The sequence below is a fragment of the Ruegeria sp. YTSC199 genome, assembly GCF_059609725.1.
In genome coordinates this window covers 1-17,372 of sequence record NZ_JBXWMF010000021.1, presented here as the reverse complement: position 1 = coordinate 17,372, position 17,372 = coordinate 1, and the positions used below count along the sequence as shown (strand labels likewise).

The window sequence follows — 17,372 nt, the reverse complement described above, 5'->3', positions numbered from 1 at the left end:
AAGTATGAAACTCCTTGATATCGGTGTCCTGTCCAAAAAGAGCGGCGTCCCTCCCTCAACACTGCGCTATTATGAGGAAATCGGGCTGATCCAGTCGGTTGGACGGAACGGGCTGCGGCGGCAATTTGAGATACGGGTAGCAACGCAGCTTGCTTTGATCTCTTTAGGAAAAATGGCGGGTTTCTCGCTTGTTGAGATCAAGGACATGTTCGCCAAAGATGGAACGCCGCAATTACCGCGCTCTGAGTTACACCTGCGCGCAGATGCCCTCGACGAACAGATCCGAGGCCTCACCCGGCTACGCGATGCGTTGCGTCATGTAGCCGATTGCCCGGCTGAGACCCATATGGACTGCCCGAAGTTCAGGCGCCTCATGGAGTTTGCGTCGCGTTCCGTCGCCACTCGAAAGTGATGAAAGCGCCTGTGTAGACTGGCGGCAGACAGCAAGCAACAGGCAGGTCTTTTGCTGCAAACTGACAAATTGAATAGATGGGCTCGGAGTTGTCATGCGGTGGCGTACATTTGATCTTGTCCACCCGAAAGGTCGACGTTTCGGACTGCCAATTGCCGACAAAGACCTCATCGGCGAGTGCTGCGGTGCAGGTCCCTGAAGCTGAATTTGATCGACGGCGCTGAATCTCGGAGAAACTAAGGACCAAGACGCTGACGAAGCTGCCGTTGGCCACAAAGCGACCAACAGCAGTTTTTCAAAGCAGGCGTGTCGCTATTCCACCATCAACAGCTAGCGGAGAGCCTGTCACGAAGCTTGCTCGGTCCGACAACAAAAACACGGCTGATTGAGCAATCTCGTTTGGTTCGGCCATCCGTTTAAGGGGATGCAAGCCAGCGATCAAATCGTGCGTCGCCGGATCATCACCGGCCATATCGGTCTTTGTGCCGCCGGGCAAAATCGTATTGATGCGAATACTTTGCGCCGCATGATCCGAAGCCAACGATTGTGTAAATCCGATCAGCCCAGCTTTCGAAGCTGCGTAGGCCGCCATGCCCGGCATACCGCCGTTACTGAAGCCAACAAACGTTCCCGTAAAGACGATCGACCCACCGCCGCGTCTTTGCATAGCCGGAATCTGGGCTTTTGCTGCGAAAAATGCGCTGGTTAGGTTTGTCGCGAGGACGGACTGCCAGTTGATTGATTCCATTTCTGGAATTGGTCCCATGTCGCCTACTATGCCTGCATTGTTGAATGCGCCATCGAGACCGCCAAACCGTTGTTCTGCCAGCTCAACAAGATCCTTGGCAAAAGCCTCATCACGGACATCACCCGCCAGGCAAGCAGCGCACCCATCGCTTTGCTCAATCTGCCTTACTATTTCTTTCAGTCGTGCCTCTCTGCGCGCACCCAACACGACATTCGCTCCCTCTGAAGCGAACAACATTGCTGCTGCTGCACCGATTCCACTGCTCGCACCGCTGATGATGATTGTTTTGTCTTTCAGTTCCATGATCATGCCTTTCAGTTTCTGCATGCCAGTCAGTTAAGAAAAAACATCCGCACGGAGCGATCCGTTTCCCGCGCTTGTTGGGCAGTCAAAATCGAATGAGCAAGAACTGGGTCGGCATACCGCCTTCAGATAGAGACCACTATTTGCGGATACGGCAGCATTAGGCGTTTCGGTCTCAACGATGCCAACTCCCGAACCGGTGCAATCTGCGGGCCTCATCAGTGTAAGCCGGCGACGCGCTTGCCCTCTCACTGTTTGACCCAATTCACTGGCAGTTGTCGCGTGACCCGCAAGTATAGTTAATCGCCGCGAGAGCGAAATCGCTTTTGACGCCAAACGTAACAAGCAAGATCATCAACGGCGGCAACGGTTAGGCATCGAGCCCCGCTTCGACATCCCAAAATGGCCTGTCCTTCCCTATCTGTTCTGCAAGGAAATCCACAAAGGCGCGCACTTTCTTTGGCATATGGCGGCGCTCGGGGAACACTGCATAAAGCGCTTGTTCGGGCAAGGCGTATTCCGGCAACACCCGGACCAGACGACCGGTGGCCAAATGGGCACCCGCCACAAATGTCGGCAACCGCCCTATACCAAGCCCATCAAGCAAGGCGGTGCAAAGCGTTTCGCTATTGTTTATCCGCAGAGTGCCTTTGGAGCGTACCCGCAACTCGCCGTTTGGCCCATGGAGCACCCATTCCATCGGATCGCGTGAATAGGCGTAATGCAGACAGTTATGCGCCAATAGATCTTCCGGGTGCTGCGGGTAGCCCTGCCGCGAGAGATAATCCGGTGCGGTGACAAGGACGCTGTGGATTGGTGCCAACCGACGCGCGATCAGGGCAGAGTCGGGCAAAGTTCCGGCCCGGATGGCCAAATCCAGCCCGGCATCGACCAGATCGACAACTCGGTCGTCCATTGTCAGGTCCATTGTGATATCTGGATAGGCGGTCAGAAACTGGGTAAGTAACGGTGCAATATGCAGCCGCCCGAAGGACATGGGCGCGCTTATCCTCAGATGCCCGACCGGGTGCCCTTGTAGGGCCGAAACCGCGTCTTCCGCCTCCTGCGCCGATCCCAGCGCCTGAACGGCATGTGTCAGGTAGATTTCCCCGGCTTCAGTCAGCGAAATGTTTCGTGTCGAGCGATGAAACAGTTGGGTACCAAGATGTGCTTCCAGTGTGCCTATCCGTTTGCTGACGGCTGATTTCGTGATCCCCAATCGCCGCGCAGCCGCGGCAAAGCCGCCGCTTTCTGCCACAGCGACAAATATGGGGATGGCGCCAATTTCGATCATTATTTCCTCTCATCGTCAACTTTTTCTCACCCTTGAGTGCTCAAGTTAGATAATTATCACGACCTAGGAAACACGTTAGGTCGTCTTCAACACAAATTGGATGGAGGTGGCCATGCCCAAAATGCTCATCAACGGAATTCTGCGCGACAAGCCAAAGCAATCTGATGGGCGTTTTCACCGGTTGCCCAACTCTTTTCATGGTCGGATCAGTTCAGAGGCCCAGGCGGATTTTCCGGCGGCTTCTGGACGTTACCACCTCTATATGTCCAAGGCTTGCCCGTGGTGTCACGGCGTCGACCTGGTGTTGTCGCTTAAGGGGTTGCGCAATACCATCGGCATCACCTGGATGGACCCGGTTATGTCCGACGACGGCTGGGTCATCGACCAATCCAACTTTGACGATGCGGTCGGCGTTCTGCGTGACTGGTACCTCTATCAGGTCTATCAACGCGCCGCACCTGCCCATACCGGCGCGATTACCGTCCCGGTACTGATAGACAAGCTCAGCGGTCAGATCATCAGCACTGAATCGGCAGATATCATGCGGATGCTCAACGCCGCCTTCGTGGACACGACCAGCCCAGACCTCTACCCGCCTGAACTCGCCGTTGAAATCGACCGGCTGGCGGAAATTATCCAGACACCCATTCGCAATGGCGTCTATCGGGCTGGTTTTGCCACGACGCAGGAAGCCTATGACGAGGCGATCCATCAGCTTTATGCGGGTCTGGACGTTGTCGAAACCGTGCTGAACACGCGGTGTTTTCTGGCTGGCGCAATTCCGACAGAAGTTGATCTGAAGCTGTTCCCAACGCTCCTGCGGTTCGATCCTGTCTATGTAACGCATTTCAAGATCGACCGGAATCGGATCTCGGATTACCCAGCCCTTTCACGCTATCTTACGGATATTGCACAACTGCCTGGCGTGGTTGAAACGATCGATATGCAGCATATACGCGCGCATTACTTTCTCAGCCATCGTCACATCAACCCGAGCGGCATCATCCCAATCGGACCGGAACCACAAAATTTCGTTGCGAATCTAACAAAGGGAGCCGCGTGATGCCCCGCTTTGTCAGAGACCTTCCACCGACAGCCCTGATCATTGCCATCGGCGCGCTCGTCGGTGTCAGTTTTACCTTAACCAAACTCGTAGCCATTGCGGGCATAGCACCGCTGCAGGCGCTATTCTGGCAGCTCTCGATCGCAAGCCTGGTTCTGTTCGTCATTGGGGCGATTTCCGGCAAGCGTCCACCGCTGCATCGCAGGTATCTGACCTATTATCTGGGGGCAGGCATCCTCGGCATCAGTGGTCCCGCCCTGATTGGTTATACAGTGTTGGGACACGTTTCGACCGGCTTCTACTCCGCCCTCGTCACGCTCTCACCGCTCTTCACATTTGCGATCACGGCTTTGGTTGAAAAGCGAATGTTGCCCGCATACCGGCTGATCGGGATTTTGATCGGGTTGGCTGGCATCAGCTTTGCTACTCATAGCGGCTTTGACCTGTCAGACGTTGCTTCGTACTGGATCGCTGTTGCGATGGCCGGCCCGCTTCTGCTGGCAATGGGAAATGTGTTTCGCAGCCGGGCCTACCCGCTGGACGGTGATCCCATGGCGCTGGCGACCGGAACTCTTGGGTTGCAATTGCTGGTAATCGGCCTCCCGGTCCTTGCCATCGGTCAGTTCTCGCACGGTTCGATACACGGTTATGGCTCAATCGCCGCGATGATCGGAATTGGGTTTATCACCGCTCTCAGCTACGTGCTGACATTCGAGGTTCAGCGGCGCACGGATGGCGTCGGATTTGCCCAGGTCGGATACTTCGCCACTCTTTTCGGCATCGGCTTCGGGGCCTTGATCTTTGGTGAGCCGATCCGCATCTCACTGGTGATGTCGCTCGTGGTGTTGTTCTTCGGGCTGGCCGTCTCCAATGGGCACATCCGCCTGAATTGCCTCTGGAAAGCCTTGCGTCCAAACGCGGTTCCAACTGCCGCTGACGGGCACGTCTCTTCAACCATCTGTAACGGAGAATCAGAATGCAGATAGCCTCACAAGACAATTCACCCCATGCATCGCTGATCGCCGGACTATATACTGCGGTGGACGCGTTGAACGCAGACGACATCGTCGGATTTGTGACAGAGGGCGTCAGGTTTCGCCTCGGGAACTTCGATCCGATCCACGGGCGCCAACTCGTCCATCAGGCCAATGAAGCGTTTTTTCAGACCATCGCTGCCATGCGCCATACTATCACCGGCATCTGGTCGAGTGGCGACACGGTGTTCTGCGACGGGACAGTCCACTACACACGCAAGGACAACAGCGAGCTTGAAGTCCCGTTTGCTACGCGCCTTCGCCTGCAAGGGGGCAAAGTGGCTGACTACGTAGTCTATGCGGACATCTCGGCGCTGTAGGACTTCATGAGGGGACAAATAGGCTGCTTCGAAGGTCTCGAAGCAGCCATGATCCTCCTAACCGAACCCGGCGCGGTAAGTGCTCATTGCCTATATTCCCTGCTTTTGACGCACGTTGGGAACGGCCCGCTCCTGCTGTTTAGAAACTGAGCGTATGCGGCACTGCAGCTTCAGCAAAGCGTTCATTGATTGTTGCAGTTCTGGACGCATTGCAACACGCTATTCGCAACATCTGAATTGTGATTTGGGAAACGGTGCCTATGGAACAGAGTGTGTCCATCGATCAGATTAAGGGATCGATCGGGTCGTTATTGTTATTGTGGTCGAAGGTCGAGCGCGCGATAAAAGAAGAAGTCGCTCACGCCCATGGAGGAAAACTTCCCAAGTCAGCACATGGCATTGCCGCTGTCTTGAAGGTTTGGGAATCCACAATGGCGAGCGGGCCACTCGCATCACCGTTTCGCACGTCACTCGCTTCCACCCTTTGTGAAGAACTCCGAGAGAAGCTCGTCATTCGAAATGGTGTTTGCCGTGGCCTGGTCGGATACTCGGCCGAGTATGCTGGCAAGCCTGCAACTCTAACTTGGGAGCTCAACGACGAAAAACGTAGCATCACTTGGGATGATCTACAGGTTTCATTCAGTTGGCTTTCGAAAGTGCCAATCGCAGTTGAAATCATCTCAAACGATTGCAACAAACGTGCAGGATGCCGAATGACTGATAGTGAAGACAACCGTGAATGGTGGAGCGCTGAGTTCGCTATCAGTTTGTCTGGTTCGAAGAAAACGTATTGAAATGATAGTCGACCCAAAGCCGCCATCCAACGGCGTTCTCGGATGATGCGGTGCGCTTGTCAGACCGGATTTCAGCTGCAGACGCAAAATCTGGCGATGCTCGAATTCACAGTCTACGCAACAAACCAGCCGTTCTCGATCAAAACTGCCAGGGCGGCTTTCGCTGACAATATGCGATGAGTCACCTCGTATCTGGATTAGGTTCGCCGTATTGGCTAACCTGTTAGTCGAGCTAGGGAGGTTGGGCATTGGAACGACGCCTCACGGCGATAATTGCTGCAGATGTTGTAGGCTACAGCCGCCTCATTCGAGAGAATGAAGCTGGAACTTTGGCGACCATTAAGGCACATCGTGAAGATCTGATAGAACCTATCGTTTCCGCCCGAAAAGGACGCATCGTCAAATTGATGGGCGATGGTCTGCTGATCGACTTTGCCAGCGCCGTTGAGGCGGTGCAATGCGCGATAGAGTTTCAGCATTTTATCGGGTTGAAAAACAAGGACGTCCCTGAAGAAAACCAGATACACTACCGAATTGGGATCAACGTCGGCGACATCGTTGTGGAGAACGATGATATTTATGGGGACGGTGTAAACATTGCTGCGCGGCTGGAAGGTTTGGCTGTGCCTGATGGCATCTATATGGCCGCCAGCGTATTTGATCAGGTAAAGGACAAACTCGACCTCAACATCGAAGACCTCGGGCTGCACGAGGTCAGGAACATTGCAGAACCTATACGTGTTTTCAGCCTGTTGCTTGATGACAGAGCATTGGCTCTCGTTTCCACTATTTCCCGACCCGTAGCACCCGCACGTAAAACAAGGTTGGTCGCTGTTGGGGTCGCGGTTGCAGTCTTGGTCGGGGGGATGGTCTTGTGGCAGACTTGGATCGCTTCGAACCAATCGCCCGATCCCACCGCTGTCTCTCTAACCGGCAAACCATCCATTGCCGTACTGGCGTTCGACAATTTGAACAGCGATCCGGAAAAAGACTATCTCAGCGACAGCTTCAGCGAAAACATCATCACCGCGCTCTCTCGATTTGTCGACTTTTTCGTAATCTCCCGCAATTCGACATTTACCTACAAGGATCAACCGGTAAAGGCGCAACAGGTGGCCGAGGAATTGGGTGTTCGCTACGTCGTCGAGGGCAGTGTCCAAATATCGGGAGAAAAGTTGCGTGTCACAGCGCAGTTGATCGACGCAACAAACGGCAAACATCTTTGGGCGGAAAGCTATGACCGCAGTCTTGAGGATATTTTTGCTGTTCAAGATGAAGTTACGCGCACCATCGCCCTGACTCTCAACGAGAACATCGACCTGGCCGAGTATGACCGGCTAGAGCATCAACCCACTGATAATTTGAATGCATACGAACTTTTTAAGCGTGCGCAGGAACAGTCGTTCACCTTCACGAAAGAAGGCAACATTCTTGCGATGGAGTTGAGCAGGAAGGCAATCGAGCTCGACCCAAATTTTGCCAGCGCATACATCGAACTCGCTTGGGCCCATAACTTCGGTTACCGCTGGGGGTGGACTGAAGTCACGCCACGAGAAGACTCTTTGGCTCTCGCGTTTGAAATGGCCAGAAAAGCGATAGAACTAGAGCCATTCAATTTCAAAGCTCATCAGGTTTTAGCAAGTATTACAGTTCAAAGTGGCGATCTTGAGAAAGCCGCATCTATTTTCGAAAAAGCGATATCTTTAAACCCGAACTCCGCTCAGGTACTCGCCGATTCCATTGACCCTCTGGTCTATAGTGGCCGGGCAGATGAAGCCGTAGACCGGATGAAGGCTGCAATACGCCTCAATCCACATCATCCTGATTGGTATCTGTGGAATCTGGGTTGGGCCCAGTACTTTGCCGAGGACTACGAAGGAGCGCTCGCTTCAATCGAAAAGATGAACGAGGTCCCGGATCGCCTCAGACGTACCCTTGCACCGATTCTGCTCCGATTAGGACGGGATGACGAAGCGCGCACCATGATGGGCGAGTTCCTAATAGACAATCCCGAATACGATATTGAGGAAGCGAAAGCTGCCCCGTTTACCGACAAAGAGTTCCACAACCGCTGGTTAGCCGATTTGCGAGCATTGGGAGTTCCGGAAACCGCGTCTTAGTGGTTTGAAATGGCCCTCGTGAAACGGATAATAAAGCCAAAAACTGACATAGAGGTTTTCGCGACAAACTCACATTTTGCGTTCCCTGCGGCAGCGCAAATCGGAGCTTAGAATTCCCGCTACCTGAATATCCGATTCCAACTTGTCAGCATGACTGCCTTACGAATGCGGAGAAATTCCGGACTCCGCCCTCTTCACAAAAAGTCGCTGAATTTGGCGTGACCAGCGCCGTAGTAAAACGCTTTTGTGCGGTATTCAGGCCATTCGTTTCTGAGGTTATTGTTACTCTGGCAAAGAACGATGGCTTTGCAGAACGCCCACCGGATCGCACAGAGAGCAACAAGTTGGCAAAAAACTACTCGAAGGGCTGGCACTGCGCCTATTGCGGGATCCTCATGCCCGAGTGGAAACGAGTTGACGTCAAGTATTGCAAGGAAGGCTGTTGCAAGATGGTTGCGCGGAAACGGCGTCTAAAGCTTAGCGAAATAGAGGGCGCTATTACACTAGCTGTTTCGGCGTCTACGCGCCACCAGACCAAGACCTGTCATACCAATCAGGAAAACCGAGAGCGAAGACGGAAGCGGAACTGGAGCAATTTGACTACCTTCCAAACGGAACAATAGGTCCTCACTCCGATTGTATGTAGTGAAGGTCGGGAAGGTTCGCTCCTGGATTGACCCACTACCCGGGTTTCGGCCTGACCAAGTTGGTATATCCGTTGCCAACCAATAGTTTCCAGTCTGAATTGCTTGATCAACCAGATCAAATGTTGCTTCCCAAGCGTAAGCGCTTCCCGATATCGGACTAGAACCATATATAACGCTGGATGTCAGTGAGCCAGTCAGTCGGTAGAGTTCTGTAGTTCGGGTTGAGTCAAATATTGCAATGGTAATGTTCTGATGTAGAGAGCCACCCGAGCTATTGGAACGTGCCAAGACGGTTATAGATTCGATTAGACTATCGTTCGAAACATTAAAGTCGTCGTAGACTTGCCAACCGCCATTTCCAATAATGTAACCTCCACTTGACCAACCTCTAAAATTTGTGGCCGTAGTCCAATCATTCTCGTGAATGGTTAAAGAATTCGCCTCAGTTGCAAAAACTATCGCAGCAGCTATTGCAAAAATCTTCCTCATAACGTCCCCCACCAGAAACCAAACTAGAAAAACTTTGACTGGAATTGTGGCGACAGTACCAGAAAACGCGCGATTCCGCAAAATAAGGGGTGTAAAACGCGGGTCAACCTTCCATCCGCCATTAGCGGACGTGCCTCGTCAGCAGCGTAACAAATAAGGAATTATCCCGCATTTCACCGCGATCACCTGCTACAGTAATCCCAGTGTTTAGCCGCTGAGGCCTCAAAGTCGGCCGTCAGGCACAAAACAGGGTTCAGAATTTCTCGGCGTTGTCTCACGCATTCACAGCTCTCTTTGGCGCTTATTCCGTGGCGGGCGCGGTTTCCGTATCAGCAGCCGGTGCAGTTTCTTCGGTAGCCCCATCCTCGCCGCCTGACCTCATCATGGAAAAGACCAGCACAAGCGCCAGGATCGCAACCGCGATTATCACGTAGTTTCTGTTCATATCTATTCTCCCAAAGTGGTGAACGGATCGAACAGCGGCTGACACCTATGGCTTCAAGCCATCCTAAGCTTCACAGGTGTCGGATTAGAAAGCTGTTCGTATTGATCGACCGCCGACAGGTATTCTTCGAGTCGCTTGCCTTCCTCGGTATCCGGTTCAGATCCCCACAGGTATTCAATTTCGCGAAGTGCGGCGCGGTACTCGGTCGGAGTGCGGACAATGGTCATGGCAAAGCCTCAAATAAGAAATCAATTCTGAGTGCATACCTGAAAATGCGCGATTCTGATAGATGGTTCGAAGCTGGCGGCGATCCATGGCTTCTCGGTCTCGAGAAACCCTGTTAGAGATTGCCCATGCCTGAGTTCCGCCCTTTTTCAAGTGATACACTCCGGCCCTTGGCTGGGTTAAAAGTGCGCGATGAGCAGACCACGTTTGTTGCATCAAACCTAATGACGATGGCACAATCTATCTTTGAACCTGGGTCGGAAATTTACGGTATATGGGAAGAAGCCACTCCGGTCGGGTTGTTGGCGGTGGTCGACATGTATCACCCGGAAGCGGATCTTGACGATGGTGATGACCCGAACGGGATTTATATCTGGCGATTAATGGTCGACCAGGAACACCAAGGTTGCGGACATGGTAGAGCGGCATTGGAGTTCGCAAAATCACTGGCGCGCGAAAGAGGGCGTTCAAACTTGGTAATCAGCGTTGTGGATGAGCCGGGAGGCGCGCTACCGCTCTACAAAGAGTTTGGTTTTCAGCCAACGGGAAGAATTGTTGATGGGGAGGTTGAACTGGTCATGCGGCTAGTTTGAGCTACCGAAATAGCGGAACTAACTCCGACGCAGATAGCCAGGCATCTAGCGAAGCGGAAAGAGCTATGGGAAGACACGGAGGGTTTCGGAACAAATTGTTCCAAAACCTGACAGAGGTAGGCCTGTAGGATTTGCCACGAATACAGCAAAATCGACAGGCGTAGCACGCCAACAGGTTAATCGGGTCGTTTCCCGCGCTGAGGGTGTCACACAGGAAGCCAGAGACGCCATCAGGGGCACGTAGCACGATAAGGGTGTGGTGCTTTACGGAATAAGGGCGCGCTCACCACAAGCACGCCCCAGTCCCAGGGAGGAAAATGAAAAAACTGCGCTCTCTAAACACCATGAGCGCCAACTCTTTAACTTCTCTCAGATTACACGGTTCGGTTAAGGAGTTCAGTGACGTGGATTACACAAGCGGCATACATGGGCGACATGCGCAACGTGGACGGAACTTGTTTCATACGGTTTGATATTCGATCATTTCCAAAGGAGCCACCTTTGGTGGTGGCTAAAAATAACCCTATAGATCCGCCAAGACGGCGCGATTGACGATGAGTTCAATAGGCTGATCCGGGAGGGCACGGAAAGACTGCCGGGGTACGTGAACGTCTGAAACAGCCCACCATACCGCCCCACTGAGGTTGCCCCTTGGAAAGGGCGGTTTCTTCGCGCTCCTACGATCGGGTTCCGTTTGTCCTCACGTACAATCCATGTGGTGGCAGTGGCTTTTTCGCGATTTAGGCCGAAGCCAGGCGAATTGGCGGCTTTGAGGCCTTATTCGAATTCGGTGGCCCCGGTGTCTTCGTAATCGGTCGGTTCTTTTGCCCAATGCAGCAATATCAATGCCGACTGCCCTTCAAATACTACACATAGCAAGCGAATTCGGGTTCCTCGTGGCAGGCGTGTTGCATTTGATGCTATAGGGAAAAAAGGAGGACACTATGCGGTCTTTCGTTGCCATATCTCTCAGCGACGAAACTAAAGCTGCTTTTGTATCGTTGCAGCGCGAGTTGCCAGTAGGTCGGCCAGTCACGCCGGAAAACATGCATCTGACGCTAGTTTTTCTTGACGATCAACCTGAAGAGAAATTGGAGGAATTTCATGAAGAGGTTCTGAAGCTTTCATCCTCACCCTTTGCCCTGAACTTTTCAGGGATCGAATGCTATGGGCAAGTGCTGGCTGTCGGAGTAGTTGATTGTCCGGCGCTCACAGCTTTGCAACGAAAAATCAAATCAGCCGCGCGGCGAACCGGAATCATGCTGCCACGTCGGCGTTTTCGCCCACATGTAACAATCGCCCGTTTGAAGCCGAAACAACGCGAGGAAGTTCAGCACTCCCAGTGCCCTCGCGCAAAAAAACCGTTACCGGAAATGCTGGTCACCGGATTTACCCTATATCAATCCACCTTACGTCCAGAAGGTGCCCGGCACGACGCCCTAGCATATTATTGTCTCAGTTGACCGGCTGCCGTAACAACCGAAAAACTATCACTTCCTTTCAGCAATGACGGAAAGAACCGGGCTTTTTTGATGGTTTTTGTTGGGTGCCGGTATGGGGTAGAAGTTCATCCTCATAATGAGAACGTGTAGGGTCAAAGCGCCGCATTCTTGGCCTGAATCGCGCACTTTTTCCGAAAACGCACAAAAAACCGCGCAGTATTCCGAACTGCGTCAAATCTGGGTGGCGCGATTGGCGCGCAATCATCTGATATTGTGAAGGGATCTTGGTAGCGGAGGAGGGACTTGAACCCCCGACACGCGGATTATGATTCCGCTGCTCTAACCAACTGAGCTACTCCGCCATGAGTGAGAGGCGATTTAAGGGAGGGGCTGCATAGGGTCAAGAGGGAAATGATGGTCAAAGCCGGATTCTTTTCCACGCCGATCAAACCGCCTCGGACTCGCTGCGTGCAGCTTCGGCGATCCGTCGGATGAACTTGGCGCAGGTCTCTGGTTTGGTGATCAGGATCATGTGACCCGCCCCGTCGATCCGTTCGTTGCTCAGGCCAAACTGCGCCATCGGATCGCCCTGTGTCTGAGCCGGCAGGATCGCGTCCTGTGTGCCGTACAAAATCCCGCCGGGCACGCTCAGCTCACTGTACCGAGCCATCTGCGCCTCAAGGCTGGCATTAATGCCCGCAATATCCTGCGAACCGGTGATGAAGGCCGAGGGTCGCAGACCCAGCGCACCGCCCGCACGGTCGAGGAAGTCGGCAGGCGCAGGTTCAGGGGCGAATACGACGTCTAATGTGTGCGGCGCGGTTTTGGCGGCCAGCGGTACGGCCAGAGTATTGCCGATCAGACTCCGAAGCCACTCGGCGCGAATTTTCAGCGGTTTAAAGACCTGCGGCGTGGACGGCAGTTTTTGCGTCAGAGGGGCCAGCAGGGCCAAAGCTCCGGTTTTTTGAGGGTTGTCGAGCGCCATCGCCAAGGATACCGCCCCGCCCAGAGAATGGCCAACCAGGATTGCACCGGTGATGCCCTTGGCGTCCAAAAGCTCCTGTATCATTCGCCCCTGTTCGGGCAGGCGCCCCAGATCGGCGGTATCCCGGGTCGAATACCCGCAACCCGGCCGGTCAACCGCGATGACGTGATAGTCGTCGGCCAGCATATCGACTAGCGCATAGGTGAAATGTTGCAACTGTCCGGTCAGGCCATGGATCATGACAATTGTTTGCTTCGACGGATCGCCCCGTTCGACGTAATGAATGCTGCCGCCGTTTACAGGAATGATATCACCCAGTTGCGGGACCCGCTTCTGCCCATCGGCAGTCAGCTTCCGGGTCCACAGGTTCATGCCAGTGACAAACACAACGATCAACAGAAGGATAATCAGGAACGTGTTCATCTCAGCGGTCTCCGCTTTGGGGTGGGGCAGGGTGGTATTGTTCCAGCCCGGACCGGGCCATACGCTTTTCATACTCGGCAACGGTGCCCGGCCAAAGCGTTGTGTTGCGGCCCTGTCCGTCCTGATACCAAGATGTACAACCGCCGGCCTGCCAGACGCTGTTGAGGTGACGGTCCCGCATCTCCTGCGTAAAGGCCGCCTGCTTCGCTGGGTCGGGAGAGATGGTGCGCAGCCCTTTTCGGTTCATCTGATCCAGTACGCGGCCGATATGAGCGACCTGAGCCTCGATCATCAGTACAACCGAGTTATGACCCAGCCCCGTGTGCGGTCCCAGCAGGATAAAGAAGTTCGGAAACCCCGCGATGGCTGTGCCCAGATTGGCCTGCATTCCTTCGGCCCATGCCGCGCGCAAGGTCATCCCCTCCGCGCCAGTGATGTCCAGGCGTTCACCCATGTCGGTCACATGAAAGCCGGTGCCCCAGATCAGAACATCTGCCTGGGTCCGGCTGCCATCAGAGGCGGTGATCTGGTTGCCGTCGATCTTGGTCACCCCGTGTGAAATCACCGTTACGTTCTTTTGCGCTAACGTTGGGTACCAGTCATTCGAACTGAGGATACGTTTGCACCCGATCCGGTAGTCCGGGGTCAGGCGTTGGCGCTCTTCGGGGTCGGTGATCGCCTTCTCAAGCGCTTGGCGCCACATCTTCATGGCAAAGTTAACCATCCGTTCTTCGCCGCGAAAGACGCGATGGCGGTACTCGAAGATCATGTAGATCAGTTTGCGTCTGAGCCGGGGTAGGGCTGGTACGCGTCGATAGAGGTTACGAACCCACGGTGCTATTGGCCCATCCGGGCGGGGCAGGACGTAGGGCGCAGTGCGCTGGAAGATGGTGATATGATCTGCCGACTTCGCGATCTCCGGTACGAACTGAACCGCCGAGGCGCCGGTGCCGACTACCGCGATGCGCTTGCCGGTAAGGTCTGTGCCGTGATCCCATTGGGCTGAGTGGAACTTGGGGCCGGGAAAACTATCGGCCCCCGGAATGTCTGGAATGCTGGGCAAGTGTAGCGCGCCAACGGCCGAAACCAGAAACCGAGCCGACCAGTGCTGCCCGTCCTCGGTTTCCACTTGCCAGCGTGTGCCGTCCCAGCGGGCAGATTTGAGCTGCTGGTGAAAATGGCATAGGTGATACAGGTCCTCGTCACGGCAGACTTTCTGCAGATAAGCCTGAATTTCGGCCCCATCTGCATAGGCGCGGCTCCAGTCCGGGTTCAGATGAGTCGCCATCGAATAGAGATGCGAAGGGATATCGCAGGCCACGCCCGGATACGTGTTTTCACGCCATGTTCCGCCGATATCATCCGCTTTCTCAATCATCGCAATGTCGGTGATCCCGCGTTTGCGGGCCTCAAGCGCCATGATCAGCCCCGAGAACCCGGCCCCAATGATCAGCAAGTCCGTGCTGTGTTCCATGCGTCCGCACCTCCCAAAGCGACCGAGATGGTTGGTACAGACTATAAGCTGGAAAGTGATCGTGCACAGCCTCTCATAAGGTCAGGGGGGATTGTCGTTCAGGGATTTGTCTATCGGCTCCAAGTGGCTACATCCTGACGGCGGTCCAGAGCCCAAGGTGTGGCGCGGTGTCTATAGTGGACGGATCATCAGTCTCGGCAGGATTTTGATGCGCCCGGCAACCATGATCTTGGTGCAGTCATCAAACATAACATGAGCTGAGCTAAATTCTGCGTTAGTTTTTTGTTGGGTAAAGGCCTGAGCTCAGTGCGTCAAAGGTGTATTTTTTGATCACGTCTAAGAGTATATGTCGCAAAACTACAGAATATGTCGGTTCCAGCCCAATCGTCTGGAAAGCGGCAATATAGGCAAGAAAACCAACAATTGCCGCGTTTGGACAGCGGCTTGGGCATTCTGCCCAAATAGAACTTTCAATGACCTGCCCGATGGAGGAGTGGAGAAAACCCACAGGGAATCGGGTCGAGGAAGAGACCAAGATTGGAGGCCCATCTTTAGGTGGGTTCAATCCAACTATACCGTCAACACGGAGGAAATTATGTCGGTACCCGAACCATTTACGGATGTTGAGATAGAAACGGCAGATGCCGGTTTCTACGAGAATTACAGCGTCCCCATCGCACTGATCAGCAAGGCCATCATGGTTGGGCTGGTTCTGTGGGCCCTTGTGTTTCCTGCCAATGCCAATAGCACGCTGGGCAGCCTGAACGGCAAGCTGCTTGAGGTTTTCAACAGCTTCTACGTCGTCATCGTGGGTCTGTTTTTCTTTTTTCTGGCCGTTGTCGCCATCATTCCGGCCACCGGTCGCCGGATCATGGGAACGCCGGGTGAAAAGCCCGAATTCTCGAACTTTTCCTGGTTTTCGATGATGTTTGGTGCCGGTCTGGGTGTCGGCCTGATGGTGTTTGCGACGGCTGAACCGCTTGGTCTGTGGGGGTCGAATCCCGTTGTGGTTTCCGGCGCCATCGAGGGCAACTCGCCTGAAGCTCTGCAATCGGCCTATCGCTTCACATACCTGCACTACGGCTTCCACGCCTGGGCGATCTATGTCGTCACCGGCCTGTCGCTGGCCTACTATGCCTATACCCGCAACATGCCGCTGACCATCCGTTCGGCGCTGACGCCTTTGTTCGGTCGTTTCGTCAACGGCTTTTTCGGCCATGTGGTTGATGTTCTGGGCGTTGTTGCAACCATCCTCGGCGTCTCCGTGACCATCGGTTATGGCGTCAGCCAGTTCATCGACGGTCTTTATGCCATCACCGGGATGGGGTGGATCATGGATCTGGGCGGCGAGGTTCCCACCCCCAGCAAAGTGGGCCTGATCTCCGGTCTGGTTGTGATCATGGCGCTGTCGATCATCTCGGCTGTGTCGGGCGTTGGACGGGGCGTGAAATATCTGTCGAACCTGAACCTGGTGCTGTCGATCATCCTGCTGGGCACCTTCGTGATCTTCGGTTCGTTTGTCTTTGCCATGACCACCTATGGCACGGCGATGGTGGATTACATCATTCACTTCATCTCGCTGAGCTTTGGCGCTTATGGCCCGCTGTCAGCCGAGGCCTTTGCGGCGGCTCTGCCTGCGGAAGCTCAGGCGCATGCGGATGCCCTGATGGGTGGCGCGACCAACGCATGGGGCAGCTTTGACGGCTTCAAGAGCGGTCTTGAAGGTGCTGCGGCAGAACTGGACGAGGCCACGCTGGCTGCGGCCTATGCAGCGGGTGAGCAGGGCCGTCAGTTCGGCTGGCAGGCAGGCTGGACCACTTTCTACTGGGCGTGGTGGATTGCGTTCTCGCCGTTTGTGGGCCTGTTCCTGGCGCGCATCTCGAAGGGTCGCACTGTGCGTGAGTTCATCTTGGGCTGTGTCTTCGCACCGGCGCTGGTGTGCTTTGCGTGGATGACGGTTCTGGGTGGCACCGCGATCGATCTGGAGCTGGCGGGTGCAGCCGAAGGCGCGATCATTGGGGCTTCGAACACCAACAAGCTGTTCGTGACACTGTCCTACATGATCGATGGCGGGCTGCTGTCTATGCTGAACGTGATGTGCGTGATCCTGATCATGACCTTCCTTGTAACGTCTGCTGACTCGGGCATTCTGGTGATGAACACCATCATGTCCGGCGGGAGCCAGGAAACTGGTATCAAGCACCGCATCATCTGGGGTGTGATCCTGACGGCTGTGATCGGTGCGCTGATCCTGGCAGCGGGTGAAAACAACCCGATGGACGCGCTGCGCAATGCAATGATCATCGGTGCGCTGCCCTTTACCATGGTGATGGGCCTGATGTGTATCGCGTTGGGCAAGGCGCTGTTCCGCGACAGCCAGCGCGACAAGCACGGGGTCGCGACACAGGCCGCCGAGTAAGAATCGACCAAAGGCAAAATCAGGCGCCGCCCCGTCAGGGGCGGCGTTCTTCGTTTCGTTAGCGGTGTCGTTTTCTGCAATCAGATATCGCAATCAGTGAGGTTTGAGTTTGGCGAATCCTTCAGTTTTGGCGACAAGATTG

General features: G+C 54.4%; 15 protein-coding genes and 1 tRNA gene. 9 read left to right on the top strand and 7 right to left on the bottom strand.

The window, feature by feature from the left end:
- Nucleotides 1-4: 4 nt before the first annotated feature.
- Nucleotides 5-412, top strand: coding sequence for a helix-turn-helix domain-containing protein (locus AC2FEE_RS18365; RefSeq protein WP_496866786.1), 408 nt, complete (start codon nucleotides 5-7; stop codon nucleotides 410-412).
- 295 nt (nucleotides 413-707) lie between these two features.
- On the opposite strand, the gene AC2FEE_RS18360 is transcribed toward AC2FEE_RS18365, so the two are convergent.
- Nucleotides 708-1,463, bottom strand: a complete 756-nt coding sequence (locus tag AC2FEE_RS18360; protein WP_496866842.1) for an SDR family oxidoreductase — start codon at nucleotides 1,461-1,463, stop codon at nucleotides 708-710.
- Between the two features lie 370 nt (nucleotides 1,464-1,833).
- A complete protein-coding gene (locus AC2FEE_RS18355) occupies nucleotides 1,834-2,757 on the bottom strand; it encodes a LysR family transcriptional regulator (protein WP_496866785.1) in 924 nt (307 codons plus the stop codon).
- A 112-nt stretch (nucleotides 2,758-2,869) separates the two neighbouring features.
- Here AC2FEE_RS18355 and AC2FEE_RS18350 point away from each other — a divergent pair, with 112 nt between their 5' ends.
- The 5 genes from AC2FEE_RS18350 to AC2FEE_RS18330 all read left to right on the top strand — a co-directional run bounded on the left by AC2FEE_RS18350 (nucleotide 2,870) and on the right by AC2FEE_RS18330 (nucleotide 8,088).
- Nucleotides 2,870-3,820, top strand: a complete 951-nt coding sequence (locus tag AC2FEE_RS18350; protein ID WP_496866784.1) for a glutathione S-transferase family protein — start codon at nucleotides 2,870-2,872, stop codon at nucleotides 3,818-3,820.
- Entirely contained in the window at nucleotides 3,820-4,806 is a 987-nt protein-coding gene (locus tag AC2FEE_RS18345; RefSeq protein ID WP_496866783.1) for a DMT family transporter, read from the top strand. Before AC2FEE_RS18350 ends, AC2FEE_RS18345 begins: the two co-directional genes overlap by 1 nt.
- The gene (locus AC2FEE_RS18340) at nucleotides 4,797-5,174 is read left to right on the top strand and encodes a nuclear transport factor 2 family protein (RefSeq protein ID WP_496866782.1); all 378 of its coding nucleotides are present in this window, start codon (nucleotides 4,797-4,799) and stop codon (nucleotides 5,172-5,174) included. The genes AC2FEE_RS18345 and AC2FEE_RS18340 overlap by 10 nt, the downstream gene beginning before the upstream one ends.
- 260 nt (nucleotides 5,175-5,434) lie before the next feature.
- Nucleotides 5,435-5,968 (top strand): hypothetical protein, encoded by a 534-nt coding sequence (locus tag AC2FEE_RS18335; protein WP_496866781.1) that lies wholly within the window; start codon nucleotides 5,435-5,437, stop codon nucleotides 5,966-5,968.
- A 248-nt stretch (nucleotides 5,969-6,216) separates the two neighbouring features.
- A complete protein-coding gene (locus AC2FEE_RS18330) occupies nucleotides 6,217-8,088 on the top strand; it encodes an adenylate/guanylate cyclase domain-containing protein (protein WP_496866780.1) in 1,872 nt (623 codons plus the stop codon).
- Between the two features lie 1,437 nt (nucleotides 8,089-9,525).
- Here the strand turns inward: AC2FEE_RS18330 and AC2FEE_RS18325 are convergent.
- Nucleotides 9,526-9,669, bottom strand: a complete 144-nt coding sequence (locus AC2FEE_RS18325) for a hypothetical protein (RefSeq protein ID WP_496866779.1) — start codon at nucleotides 9,667-9,669, stop codon at nucleotides 9,526-9,528.
- 53 nt (nucleotides 9,670-9,722) lie between these two features.
- Nucleotides 9,723-9,896 carry a hypothetical protein gene (locus tag AC2FEE_RS18320; RefSeq protein WP_496866778.1) on the bottom strand — a complete coding sequence of 58 codons (174 nt, stop codon included), beginning with the start codon at nucleotides 9,894-9,896 and terminating at the stop codon, nucleotides 9,723-9,725.
- A gap of 126 nt (nucleotides 9,897-10,022) precedes the next feature.
- On the opposite strand from AC2FEE_RS18320, the gene AC2FEE_RS18315 reads away from it, so the two are divergent.
- Together AC2FEE_RS18315 and thpR are read left to right on the top strand one after the other, a co-directional pair.
- The gene (locus AC2FEE_RS18315) at nucleotides 10,023-10,487 is read left to right on the top strand and encodes a GNAT family N-acetyltransferase (RefSeq protein WP_496866777.1); all 465 of its coding nucleotides are present in this window, start codon (nucleotides 10,023-10,025) and stop codon (nucleotides 10,485-10,487) included.
- Between the two features lie 944 nt (nucleotides 10,488-11,431).
- Entirely contained in the window at nucleotides 11,432-11,950 is a 519-nt protein-coding gene (gene thpR, locus AC2FEE_RS18310) for an RNA 2',3'-cyclic phosphodiesterase (RefSeq protein WP_496866776.1), read from the top strand.
- Nucleotides 11,951-12,214: 264 nt separating this feature from the next.
- Here thpR and AC2FEE_RS18305 read toward each other — a convergent pair.
- The 3 genes from AC2FEE_RS18305 to AC2FEE_RS18295 all read right to left on the bottom strand — a co-directional run bounded on the left by AC2FEE_RS18305 (nucleotide 12,215) and on the right by AC2FEE_RS18295 (nucleotide 14,811).
- Nucleotides 12,215-12,291, bottom strand: a tRNA-Met gene (locus AC2FEE_RS18305).
- An 83-nt stretch (nucleotides 12,292-12,374) separates the two neighbouring features.
- On the bottom strand, nucleotides 12,375-13,337 hold the full coding sequence (locus AC2FEE_RS18300) for an alpha/beta fold hydrolase (protein ID WP_496866775.1): 963 nt from the start codon (nucleotides 13,335-13,337) through the stop codon (nucleotides 12,375-12,377).
- A 1-nt stretch (nucleotide 13,338) separates the two neighbouring features.
- Entirely contained in the window at nucleotides 13,339-14,811 is a 1,473-nt protein-coding gene (locus AC2FEE_RS18295; protein ID WP_496866774.1) for a flavin-containing monooxygenase, read from the bottom strand.
- Nucleotides 14,812-15,406: 595 nt separating this feature from the next.
- Here AC2FEE_RS18295 and AC2FEE_RS18290 point away from each other — a divergent pair.
- A complete protein-coding gene (locus AC2FEE_RS18290) occupies nucleotides 15,407-17,230 on the top strand; it encodes a BCCT family transporter (protein WP_496866773.1) in 1,824 nt (607 codons plus the stop codon).
- The last annotated feature ends 142 nt before the right edge of the window (nucleotides 17,231-17,372 follow it).

Bases quoted from the DNA above. Each gene is read 5' to 3' on its own strand.
- AC2FEE_RS18365 (WP_496866786.1), top strand. From the start codon at position 5: ATGAAACTCCTTGATATCGGTGTCCTGTCCAAAAAGAGCGGCGTCCCT.
- AC2FEE_RS18360 (WP_496866842.1), bottom strand. From the start codon at position 1,463: ATGGAACTGAAAGACAAAACAATCATCATCAGCGGTGCGAGCAGTGGA.
- AC2FEE_RS18355 (WP_496866785.1), bottom strand. From the start codon at position 2,757: ATGATCGAAATTGGCGCCATCCCCATATTTGTCGCTGTGGCAGAAAGC.
- AC2FEE_RS18350 (WP_496866784.1), top strand. From the start codon at position 2,870: ATGCCCAAAATGCTCATCAACGGAATTCTGCGCGACAAGCCAAAGCAA.
- AC2FEE_RS18345 (WP_496866783.1), top strand. From the start codon at position 3,820: ATGCCCCGCTTTGTCAGAGACCTTCCACCGACAGCCCTGATCATTGCC.
- AC2FEE_RS18340 (WP_496866782.1), top strand. From the start codon at position 4,797: ATGCAGATAGCCTCACAAGACAATTCACCCCATGCATCGCTGATCGCC.
- AC2FEE_RS18335 (WP_496866781.1), top strand. From the start codon at position 5,435: ATGGAACAGAGTGTGTCCATCGATCAGATTAAGGGATCGATCGGGTCG.
- AC2FEE_RS18325 (WP_496866779.1), bottom strand. From the start codon at position 9,669: ATGAACAGAAACTACGTGATAATCGCGGTTGCGATCCTGGCGCTTGTG.
- AC2FEE_RS18320 (WP_496866778.1), bottom strand. From the start codon at position 9,896: ATGACCATTGTCCGCACTCCGACCGAGTACCGCGCCGCACTTCGCGAA.
- AC2FEE_RS18315 (WP_496866777.1), top strand. From the start codon at position 10,023: ATGCCTGAGTTCCGCCCTTTTTCAAGTGATACACTCCGGCCCTTGGCT.
- thpR (WP_496866776.1), top strand. From the start codon at position 11,432: ATGCGGTCTTTCGTTGCCATATCTCTCAGCGACGAAACTAAAGCTGCT.
- AC2FEE_RS18300 (WP_496866775.1), bottom strand. From the start codon at position 13,337: ATGAACACGTTCCTGATTATCCTTCTGTTGATCGTTGTGTTTGTCACT.
- AC2FEE_RS18295 (WP_496866774.1), bottom strand. From the start codon at position 14,811: ATGGAACACAGCACGGACTTGCTGATCATTGGGGCCGGGTTCTCGGGG.
- AC2FEE_RS18290 (WP_496866773.1), top strand. From the start codon at position 15,407: ATGTCGGTACCCGAACCATTTACGGATGTTGAGATAGAAACGGCAGAT.